This window comes from Actinosynnema sp. (genome assembly GCF_052038725.1).
In genome coordinates this window covers 1-10,318 of sequence record NZ_JBQGCX010001515.1, presented here as the reverse complement: position 1 = coordinate 10,318, position 10,318 = coordinate 1, and the positions used below count along the sequence as shown (strand labels likewise).

Annotated in this window: 8 protein-coding genes; 6 read left to right on the top strand and 2 right to left on the bottom strand. The window is 72.6% G+C overall.

What is annotated here, in order from left to right; all coding sequences use genetic code 11:
- Positions 1 to 1,227, bottom strand: a 1,227-nt coding sequence (locus ACTUAL_RS31895) for a YihY/virulence factor BrkB family protein (RefSeq protein WP_440902827.1), incomplete at its 3' end; no start/stop codon positions are given.
- Positions 1,228 to 1,344: 117 nt separating this feature from the next.
- Here ACTUAL_RS31895 and ACTUAL_RS31890 point away from each other — a divergent pair.
- The 5 genes from ACTUAL_RS31890 to ACTUAL_RS31870 all read left to right on the top strand — a co-directional run bounded on the left by ACTUAL_RS31890 (position 1,345) and on the right by ACTUAL_RS31870 (position 8,477).
- Positions 1,345 to 3,129: a DEAD/DEAH box helicase gene (locus ACTUAL_RS31890; protein WP_440902828.1), complete on the top strand. Its 1,785-nt coding sequence runs from the start codon at positions 1,345 to 1,347 to the stop codon at positions 3,127 to 3,129.
- Between the two features lie 676 nt (positions 3,130 to 3,805).
- Positions 3,806 to 4,942: a sugar ABC transporter substrate-binding protein gene (locus ACTUAL_RS31885; RefSeq protein ID WP_096492106.1), complete on the top strand. Its 1,137-nt coding sequence runs from the start codon at positions 3,806 to 3,808 to the stop codon at positions 4,940 to 4,942.
- Positions 4,943 to 5,039: 97 nt separating this feature from the next.
- The gene (locus tag ACTUAL_RS31880; RefSeq protein WP_440902826.1) at positions 5,040 to 5,813 is read left to right on the top strand and encodes an ATP-binding cassette domain-containing protein; all 774 of its coding nucleotides are present in this window, start codon (positions 5,040 to 5,042) and stop codon (positions 5,811 to 5,813) included.
- A 65-nt stretch (positions 5,814 to 5,878) separates the two neighbouring features.
- The gene (locus ACTUAL_RS31875) at positions 5,879 to 7,303 is read left to right on the top strand and encodes a sugar ABC transporter permease (protein ID WP_440902825.1); all 1,425 of its coding nucleotides are present in this window, start codon (positions 5,879 to 5,881) and stop codon (positions 7,301 to 7,303) included.
- A gap of 1 nt (position 7,304) precedes the next feature.
- Complete coding sequence (locus ACTUAL_RS31870) at positions 7,305 to 8,477, top strand: ROK family transcriptional regulator (protein WP_096492109.1); 1,173 nt, start codon at positions 7,305 to 7,307, stop codon at positions 8,475 to 8,477.
- Between the two features lie 518 nt (positions 8,478 to 8,995).
- Here ACTUAL_RS31870 and ACTUAL_RS31865 read toward each other — a convergent pair.
- Complete coding sequence (locus tag ACTUAL_RS31865) at positions 8,996 to 9,175, bottom strand: DUF7455 domain-containing protein (protein ID WP_015800348.1); 180 nt, start codon at positions 9,173 to 9,175, stop codon at positions 8,996 to 8,998.
- Between the two features lie 671 nt (positions 9,176 to 9,846).
- On the opposite strand from ACTUAL_RS31865, the gene ACTUAL_RS31860 reads away from it, so the two are divergent.
- Positions 9,847 to 10,152: a hypothetical protein gene (locus tag ACTUAL_RS31860; protein WP_440902824.1), complete on the top strand. Its 306-nt coding sequence runs from the start codon at positions 9,847 to 9,849 to the stop codon at positions 10,150 to 10,152.
- Positions 10,153 to 10,318: the final 166 nt, after the last annotated feature.

Sequence of the window (10,318 nt, the reverse complement as noted above, 5' to 3'; positions counted from 1 at the left end):
CCCGGCCGCGCCCTGGTCGCCGGGACCGCCGCCCGCGCCGCCGGGGTCGCCGCCCTGCGTCGAGTCGCCGGAGCCGCTCTTCGCGCCGCCGCGCTTGCCACCCCGGCCCGCGACCCGCCGCCGCACGCCCTTGCCGCTCTTGCCGCCGCCGTGCCCGCCCGTCTTGCCCTGCCCCGCGGCCTTCCCCCGGCTGCCGCCGCGCCCGGCGACCTTCCGGCCCGTGCCGCGCGCCCGCCGCTCCTCGGCGTCGTCGGCCGCCTCGCCGCCGTCCCGGCTCATGATCCGCTCGGCCGCCCGCACCAGCTCCAGCCGCCGCCAGCGCCGCCGCTGCCGCCGGGTCATCCGCGCGGGCCACATCTCCTGGATCGCGCTGTTGAAGTACGCCCCGATCGTGATCGCCAACCCGATGAAGAACACGAACAGCAGGAACGCGATCGGCGTCGCCAGCGCCCCGTACGTGTAGCCCGTCGTGGTGATCCACCGGATGTACAGCCGCAGCCCGACCGACGACAGGATGAACACCACCATCGCCAGCACCGCGCCCGGCGCGAGCCGGTGCCACGGCAGCTTCCTGGGCAGCGCGAGCTTGTACAGCGTCGCGAGCGCCAGCACGAGCAGCACCCCGATCACCGGGTAGTAGAACGCGCTCAGCCACGCCTCGGCCACGGGCTGCCACCGGTCCGGCAGGAACCGGGGCAGCACGTCCGGCCCGAGCGCCAGCACCGGCAGCCCGATGATCAGCAGCACCAGGCTGACCACGTACAGCAGCAGCGCGAAGATGCGCTGCCACACCTCGTGCCTGACCCCGTACTGGCCGTGCGCGACGGTGACCGCGTCCACGAAGGACGCCATCGCCGACGACCCGGCCCACAGGGATATCAGGAAGCCGACCGACACGATCTCGCCCTTGCCGACCGTCAGGATCTGGTCGACGGTGGGTGTGATCACGCCGTTGACGACGTCACCGCTGAAGATCGTCCGGCAGGTGGAGACGATCTTGTCGCGCACCGCTTGGACCACCTCGGGTCCGAACCACTCGCCGACGTAGCCGATGCTGCCGAGCAGGCCCAGCAGCAGCGGCGGGAACGACAGCACCTGCCAGAAGGCCGCCTCGGCGGCCTCCGAGAAGATGTTGCCCTCCCACGCCTTGGTGATCGTGCGCGCGACCAGCCGCAGGGGGCGCCGCTCCGGCGCGCTGCGGTCATCCTGCCCAGTAGGCGAACCCATCTCGGGATCAAGCATGGAGCATGAGGGGTGTTTTCGCGGCATCGTTCCCTGAACCGCGAGTCGGGATTGGGTACGCTGTCGGAGCCCTCGACGGTCGCCCGCACCGAGGGCATTCGCATGTCGCCGCTCGCCGCAGGTCGTCGCGAGCGCGCCCGCACGCACGACGGAGAAAGAGGTCCGAGGTTGTCCGCACCCCAGGTCGCGTCGACCCGACCGCTGCGGGCGTGGCAGCGCCGGGCGCTGACCAAGTACCTCGCCTCCGGGCCGAAGGACTTCCTCGCGGTCGCCACGCCCGGCGCGGGCAAGACCACGTTCGGGCTGCGGGTCGCCGCCGAGCTGCTGGCCGACCGCACGGTCGAGGCCGTGACGATCGTCGCGCCGACCGAGCACCTCAAGCACCAGTGGGCGAAGGCCGCGGCCGAGGCGGGCATCGCGATCGACTCGAACTTCCGCAACACGAACGCGGTCACCTCCAGGGACTACCACGGCGTGGCCGTGACGTACGCGCAGGTGGCGGCCCACCCCACGCTGCACCGGGTGCGCACCGAGAACCGCAAGACGCTCGTGCTGCTCGACGAGGTGCACCACGGCGGCGACGCCAAGTCGTGGGGCGACGCGATCCGCGAGGCGTTCACCCCGGCGACGCGCAGGCTGTCGCTGACCGGGACGCCGTTCCGCAGCGACGACTCGCCGATCCCGTTCATCTCCTACGAGCACGCCGCCGACGGCACCCAGCGCAGCCGCTCCGACCACGCCTACGGCTACGCCGACGCGCTGCGCGACGGCGTGGTCCGGCCGGTGATCTTCCTGGCCTACTCGGGCGAGGCGCACTGGCGCACCAGCGCGGGCGAGGAGTTCGTGGCGCGCCTCGGCGAGCCGCTGACCCAGGAGCAGACCGCGCGCGCCTGGCGCACCGCGCTCGACCCGACCGGCGAGTGGATGCCGTCGGTGCTGATGGCCGCCGACAAGCGGCTCACCCAGCTGCGCGCGAACGGCATCCCGGACGCGGGCGGCCTGGTCATCGCCACCGACCAGACCGTGGCGAAGGCGTACGCGGAGATCCTCAAGCGCGTGACCGGCCACGACGCGACCCTGGTGCTCTCGGACGACCCGAAGGCGTCGGGCCGCATCGCCGAGTTCGCGGCCACCACCGAGCGCTGGATGATCGCGGTGCGGATGGTGTCCGAGGGCGTGGACGTGCCCCGGCTCGCCGTGGGCGTGTACGCCACCAGCGCGTCGACGCCGCTGTACTTCGCGCAGGCCATCGGCCGGTTCGTGCGCTCGCGCGCGAAGGGCGAGACGGCCAGCGTGTTCCTGCCCAGCGTGCCGGTGCTGCTGGGGCTGGCCAGCGAGCTGGAGCAGCAGCGCGACCACGTCCTCGGCAAGCCGCACCGGGAGAAGGACGGCTGGGACGACGAGCTGCTCGCCCAGGCCAACCAGACCAAGGACGAGGAGGGCGAGGAGGACCGCGCGTTCACCGTCCTGGGGGCCTCGGCCGAGCTGGACCAGGTGATCTACGACGGCTCGTCGTTCGGCACGGCGGCGCACGTGGGCAGCGAGGAGGAGCAGGAGTACCTGGGCCTGCCGGGCCTGCTCGCGCCCGACCAGGTGCGCGCCCTGCTGCGCCAGCGCCAGGAGAAGCAGCTGGTGGAGGCCAGCAAGCGCAAGGCCGACGCCCCGGCCCCCGCGGCCCCGGCGGTGACCAGGCCGGCGAGCGTGCAGGAGCAGCTCGCGACGCTGCGCAAGGAGCTGAACACCCTGGTCGCGATGCACCACCACCGCACCAAGAAGCCGCACGGCAAGATCCACAACCAGCTCCGCGAGTACTGCGGCGGCCCGCCGACCGCGATGGCGTCGATCGAGCAGCTCGAAGAGCGCATCGCGACTTTGCGCTCCTGGTAGGGCGCTGGTCGGGGGAGGGGCGCTGCCCGGTGGTGGCGCTGCCCGGCTTGGCGCGCCGCCCGGCGCGGTAGCGCTGCCCGGCTTGAGGCGCCGCCCGGCGCGGTAGCGCTGCCCGGCTTGGGGCGCTTCGGCTTGAGGCGCAGCCCGTGGCGCCAACCGGCCAGGGCGGGGAATCGACCCGCGACCGCGGCCGGACTCCGCGCCGCGCGGGTCCCGCCGCAGGCGTTCCGGGGCTGCCGGGCGCCGCCCGCGCGTGCCCGCCCCGCGCTCCCACCCCCCCTGCCCGTTCGGGCTTTCCGGCCCGCGTTCCGGGCAGGAACCCCTCCCGAACCGGACCGCGCCCCTCCCGGACGCCCCCTCCGCGCGGCCCCGTTCGAGTCACCCGGTGCTCCGTCCGCGCGCCCCTCCCGCGCCCCCGCCACACCCCGAATCCGGATCTCCGCGCACCCGCTGGGCCGTTCGTGTCGATGCGCTCGCACCGGTCGCCGTTCATCACGCCTGGTGCTTTACTGCTGCATTCGGCGTAACGCCATGTCCGTTCGGTTACACCTCCGTTAGCGCTTCGTGTCTCTTGACCGATCTAGTGTGCTTCCGGTCACCGGCCTTCCGGACATACGTTGTGCGCCACAACATTTTCTGCCCGCCGGCAGACACAGCGCAGTGAAAGGGATGGCGGATGCGGACCAAGAGCCTCGCCCTCATCGCCGTTGGCACGGGTCTCGCCGTGGCCATGACGGCGTGCGGCGCCAACACCTCCTCGGGTGGCAGCACGACCTCGGACACCAACTCGGCCAGCGGATCGGGTGGCGAGAAGGTCGGCGTCATCCTCCCGGAGACGAAGTCCTCCGCCCGCTGGGAGGGCTTCGACAAGCCCCTGCTGGAGAAGGCGCTCAAGGCCGAGGGCCTGGACCCCGACATCCAGAACGCCCAGGGCGACGTGCAGAAGTTCTCCACCCTCGCCGACGGCATGATCAACGCGGGCGTCAAGGTGCTGATCATCGCCACGCCCAACAGCGAGATCGGCGCGACCGTGGCCAAGAAGGCCGAGGCGCAGGGCATCCAGGTCATCGACTACGACCGCCTCAACCTCGGCGGCAGCTCGAAGTACTACGTGTCCTTCGACAACGTCAAGGTCGGCGAGCTGCAGGGCGAGGGCCTGGTCGCGGGCCTGAACGCGCTCGCCCCCGGCAAGAAGGGCGCCGAGGTCATCGAGATCGAGGGCGCGCCCACCGACAACAACGCCACGCTCTTCTACAACGGCCAGCAGAACGTGCTCAAGCCGAAGTACGCCTCGGGCGACCTGAAGCTGGTGCAGTCCCAGCCCATCGACGACTGGGACAACCAGAAGGGCGGCACCACCTTCGAGCAGATCCTCACCGCCAACGGCCAGAAGGTCGACGGCGTCGTGGCCGCCAACGACGGGCTCGCCGGCGCGGTCATCACCGTGCTGAAGAAGTTCGGCCTCAACGGCAAGGTCCCGGTCACCGGCCAGGACGCCACCCCCGAGGGCCTGCAGGCCGTGCTGCGCGGCGACCAGTACATGACCGTCTTCAAGCCGATCGACGAGGAGGCGGGCGCCACCGCCAAGCTCGCCGCCGCGCTCGCCAAGGGCGACACCGCCGCCGCCGACAAGCTCGCCTCCGGCACGGTCAACGACCCCAAGGGCAACCGCGACGTCAAGTCGGTCCTGCTCACCGCCCAGCTGATCACCAAGGACAAGGTGAAGACCGTGGTCGACGCGGGCTTCGTCAAGGCCTCCGAGATCTGCGTCGCCGACACCACCGCGGTCTGCGCCGAGCTCGGCATCAAGTAGCCCCACCCAGCAAGCCCACGCGCGCGCCGAAGGCGGGGCGTCCCCTGAACGGGGGACGTCCCGCCCGAGGCGGGCCAGCACCGTGAGGACTCAAGCAGTGAGCGAGCCGATTCTCGAACTGCGCGGCGTCAACAAGAGCTTCGGACCCGTGCACGTGCTCCACGACATCGACTTCACCGTTCGCGCAGGCGAGGTCACCGCGCTCGTCGGCGACAACGGCGCGGGCAAGTCGACCCTGGTCAAGTGCATCGCAGGCATCCACCCCACCGATTCCGGCGACCTGCTGTTCAAGGGCGAGCCGGTCACCGTCACCGGCCCGCGCGACGCGGCGGCGCTCGGCATCGAGGTCGTCTACCAGGACCTCGCGCTGTGCGACAACCTGGACATCGTCCAGAACATGTTCCTCGGCCGCGAGCGCGGGAAGTTCGGCACGCTCGACGAGGCCGACATGGAGCAGGCCGCGCGCAAGACCCTCACCTCGCTGTCCGTGCGCACCGTGAAGTCCGTGCGCACCCAGGTCTCCTCGCTGTCCGGCGGGCAGCGGCAGACCGTCGCCATCGCCAAGGCGGTGCTGTGGGACAGCAAGGTCGTGCTGCTGGACGAGCCCACCGCCGCGCTCGGCGTCGCGCAGACCCGGCAGGTGCTCGACCTGGTCCGCAGGCTCGCCGAGCAGGGCCTGGGCGTGGTGCTGATCAGCCACAACATGAACGACGTCTGCGAGGTCGCCGACCGCATCGCCTGCCTCTACCTGGGGCGGATGGCAGCCGAGGTCAGCACCAAGGAGGTCACGCACGGCCAGGTGGTCGAGCTGATCACCGCGGGCCGCTCCGGCGACCTGGGCATCGCCCGAGCCGAGAGCGCGACCATCTGATGGCCAGCGACACCAGCCGCCCCGAGGCGGCGGACCCCGATCCCCGCCCGCGTGAGGACCCGAGCATGACCAACACCACCGCGGAGAAGGCCGGCCCGGACGGCGGCGCCATCTCCGACTTCGGCATCGACACCACCTCCCGGTCCACCGGCGAGGCCGTCCGCGACTACTTCGCGCGGCTGCGCGGCGGCGAGCTCGGCTCGCTGCCCGCCCTCCTCGGGCTGGTCGTGCTGCTGATCGTCTTCAGCTCGCTGTCCGACTCCTTCCTGACCCTGGGCAACATCGCGAACCTGCTCGCGCAGGGCGCGGGCGTCACGATCATCGCCATGGGCCTGGTGTTCGTGCTGCTGCTGGGCGAGATCGACCTGTCCGCGGGCACCGCGTCCGGCGTCACCGCCTCGGTCATGGCGCTGCACCTGGTCAAGGGCGGCAACCTCATGGGCGGCATGGGGGACACGGTGTTCTACGTGTTCTGCGGCCTGCTCGCGCTCGCCGTCGTGCTCGCCGCCCTCATGCGCATCTGGGCGGGCGCCGCGCTCTCCGCCGTCGCGCTGGCGATCGCCGCGATCGGCGTGCCCGCCAACCCGTGGGTGGAGATGCTGCTCGCGGTCTGCGTCGGCGCGGCCATCGGCTGCATCACCGGGTTCCTGGTCGCCCGCGTCGGCATCCCGTCGTTCGTGGTGACCCTGGCGCTGTTCCTGGCCTGGGGCGGCGTGATCCTGCAGTTCATCGGCCAGGGCGGCACGCTCGGCCTCAACGACGACGTGCTGTTCAAGGTGGCCAACGGCAACCTCGACACCACCGGCAGCTGGGTGCTGTTCGTGCTCGCCGCGGGCGGGTTCTCGGCCGTGGTGCTGGGCAAGCACTTCTCCCGGCTGCGCAGGGGGCTCGTCGCGGGCCCCACCCCGCTGGTGCTGGTCAGGGTCGGGCTGGTCGTCGTGCTCGGCGCCGCCGCCACCTACGCGCTCACCCTCAACCGCTCGGTCAGCGACCTGGTCGTCATCCAGGGCGTGCCGTACGTGGTGCCGATCGTGCTGGTGCTGCTGGTGATCGGCACGTTCGTGCTCGACCGCACCCGCTACGGCAGGCACGTGTACGCGGTGGGCGGCAACCAGGAGGCGGCCCGGCGCGCGGGCATCAACGTGCCGCAGATCCGGATGAGCGTGTTCGTCATCGCCTCCAGCGCGGCGGCCATCGGCGCGATCGTCTACTCGTCCAAGGTCGGGTCCGTCGACCCGAACGCGGGCGGCGGCAACACGTTGCTACTGTCGGTCGGTGCGGCGGTCATCGGCGGTACCTCCCTGTTCGGCGGCAAGGGCCGCCTGCGGGACGCTGTCATCGGCGGCGCCGTGCTCGCCACCATCACCAACGGCATGGGCCTGCTCAAGCAGCCCGCGGCCGTGGTGTTCATCGTGACCGGACTGGTCCTGCTGCTCGCCGCGAGCGTCGACGCGCTGTCCCGGCGCCGAGCGGCGGCGTCCCCGCGCTGACGTGACCACCCCCACCGCGGGTGCCCGGCCGGACGAGGTCCGCAGGCACAACCGCACCGCGCTGCTGCGCAGGCTGCACGTCGACGGACCGTCCACCAGGGCCGAGCTGGCGGCTGAGCTGGGGCTCAACCGCAGCACGATCAAGGCGCTGGTGGACGGCCTCGCCGAGTCCGGTGTGGTCGCCGAGCGGGTCCCGGCGCAGCGCTCCGGGGCCGGGCGGCCGTCGCTGCTGGTGCTGCCGCAGCCCACCGCCGCCGTGGTGCTCGCGGTGGACGTGCGCGTCGAGCAGGTCGCGATGGGCGTCATCGGCCTGGGCGGTGACATCCTCGGCCGCGACTCGTGGAACCTGCACCACCGCTCCCGCCAGCCCGCCGAGGTCATCACGCACATCGCCGACTCGGCGAAGCTGCTGGCCGACGAGCTGGACGTCACCCCGGTCGCGGTCGGCGTCTCGGTGCCGGGCGTGGTGCGGCGCTCGGACGGGCTCGTGCACGAGGCGCCCAACCTGCACTGGACCGAGGTGGAGCTGGGCGAGCGCCTGGAGGCGGTGCTGAAGGCGCCCGTCCAGGTCGGCAACGACGCCGAGCTGGGCGCGCTGGCCGAGCACCTGCGGGGCGCGGCGCGCGGGGCGTCGGACGTCGTCTACATCTCCGCCGACGTGGGCGTCGGCGGAGGGGTGATCTCGTCGGGGCACCCGCTGCGCGGCGCGGGCGGGTACGTCGGCGAGCTGGGGCACATGCTGGTCCGGCCCGACGGGCGCACCTGCTACTGCGGGTGCCGGGGCTGCTGGGAGACCGAGGTCGGCGAGTCGGCGCTGTGCCGCGCGCTGGCCCTGCCCGAGGACGCGCCGCGCGGGGCGGTGGTCGCCGAGCTGCGCTCGCTGGCGGCCGACCCGTCCTCCGTGGAGCACCGGCTCGGCGAGTTCGCCGAGTGGCTCGCGCTCGGGCTGGTCACGGTGGTCAACATGTTCGGGCCGGAGCTGGTGGTGCTGGGCGACCTGCTCGCCGTGCTGCCGGACGCGGTCGTGGACCGGGTGCGGGCGGTGGTGCGCGAGCGCAGCCTGGTCAGCCGGGCCATCGGCGGCACCAGGATCACCAGCTCACCGCTGGGGCGCGACGCGAAGCTGATCGGCGCGGCGGAACTGGCGTTCGAGCCGGTGCTCGGCCTGGTCTGACCGCCGCCCGCGCGGGTCCTGTTCGGACTTCCCGGAGCCGGACCGCGCCGTGCCGGATTCCCGTGCTGGATCTCCCGCGCTGGATCTCCGCAGCGGACTTCCCGGAGCCGGATCTCCCGGCGCCGCACACGCTTCCGGGCTCCGCGCACCACGATTCGCCGGTGCCGCAAACGTTGTCGCCCCGCGAGCGCGGCGTTCCACTGACAGCCCAAGGACTTCCGGTCCACGCGCTCGGGCGAGCCGCCCGCTCCGCGCGTCCACCGACGACGCGACCACGTCCGGCCGCGCCCCTGCCTGACCCGCGCCTCTTCCGCGCCGCGGCGACGGATCGGCGTCCGGGACCTGTTCCCGCGTTCTCCCGCTCCGAGGACCCCTGCACCGTCCGAATGGGCCCCGCGACCGGAGGACGGCGGTCCCCCGGATGCAGGGGAGCGGGGCCCAGCGCGGCTTTCCCACCGCGTCGAACCCCGCCCCGGACGGCTTGGGTGTCAGGGCCGCCTGTTCGGCGGCCCACCGGATCAGCCCTGCTGCAGCTCGGCAGCGAGCTCGCGCAGCTTCGTGCTGTGCTCGCGGGCGTGGTGCCCGCAGAACAGCAGCTCGCCCCCGGAGGGGAGCACGGCGCGAACCTGGGCAGCGGCCCCGCAGCGGTCGCAGCGGTCGGCAGCGGTCAACGCGGGGCGGGTGAGCGTAGTAGTCATGGAAATCTCCCTCCGTCCCGGCACCGGGGATCGGTGCCTCACACCTAGCTGCGACCAACGCCGCACCTGGCTGGCGCGTGGTGTTCGCTTGCTTCCACTCTTGCAGACGCACGGGCGTAAGTCAGTGTTCCCTGGGCCGTGGCGACCCGCGTCACTCCCACTCTTACCCGCGCCATCCGGTGTTCGAACCCGCGTCACCACCGGTTCGGCACCCCTGCGATCACTTTCCGCTGTCAGGCCACCACGCCTGGACCAGCCGCAACGGGGCCGGGAGGCCCAGCACTGCTCCGGAAGGAGGTTTCTGCGGGGCTGACCGTGTGATGGGTCGCACACACGTCCGCCGAGAGCGAACATGCCCCGCAGGGCCCACGATCCGGGCGGAACGCGTCCCCCGCACCAACGGCAGCTCCACGCGGGACGGCACCGAACGGTGGTGTGATGTGCGTCTCTTTCGCAGTGCGGGACTGGTCGCCGGTCACTGCGGGAAACCGGGTGACGACTGCGGGATGTGTCCCGCACGGAAGGGGAGATGTGCGCCCAGCGCACCTGATCGCGCCCGTCGTGACCGCCATCGTCCTGTCGGCCTGCGGAACCGGGGGCGACCCCGGACCCACCGCGCTACCGGACGCTCCCGGCGGAGCCTCCGTGCCGAGGGCGTCGGGACGTCGGGGGTGAGCGCGAACCTGAGCGCTGACCCGAGCACGACGGCGCCGGACGACGCCTGCACCCCGGAGCAGCTCACCGTGACTGCGGCCGAACGGCGGGCGCCGGTCGCCGACGAGACCCTCTTCGTCATCCGGTTCACCCCCGGCGAGGGCGTCACCTGCGCCCTGCGGGGCGCGCCTGAGGACCTGGAGTTCCTCGACGCGGGCGGCAACGCCCTGCCCGGCTGCCAGGGCGGTTCCCGCGAGCACGCCTGGCCCGCCCCCGTCACCGGCCCGGTGCCCGTCGCCCCGATCGGCGACGAGGTCGGCTGAGCCCCCCCGGAACGCCGGAGGGCCCGCACCCCGTGGGTGCGGGCCCTCCCGCGGCGCGGCCGGGCGGACCGCCCGGCTCCGCCCCTGCCTAGTCCAGGTAGTCGCGCAGCACCTGCGAGCGCGACGGGTGGCGCAGCTTGGACATCGTCTTCGACTCGATCTGCCG

What these genes read in the sequence shown, in the direction of transcription:
- ACTUAL_RS31890 (WP_440902828.1), top strand. Translation starts at nt 1,345, where the DNA reads ATGTCGCCGCTCGCCGCAGGTCGTCGCGAGCGCGCCCGCACGCACGAC.
- ACTUAL_RS31885 (WP_096492106.1), top strand. Translation starts at nt 3,806, where the DNA reads ATGCGGACCAAGAGCCTCGCCCTCATCGCCGTTGGCACGGGTCTCGCC.
- ACTUAL_RS31875 (WP_440902825.1), top strand. Translation starts at nt 5,879, where the DNA reads ATGACCAACACCACCGCGGAGAAGGCCGGCCCGGACGGCGGCGCCATC.
- ACTUAL_RS31865 (WP_015800348.1), bottom strand. Translation starts at nt 9,175, where the DNA reads ATGACTACTACGCTCACCCGCCCCGCGTTGACCGCTGCCGACCGCTGC.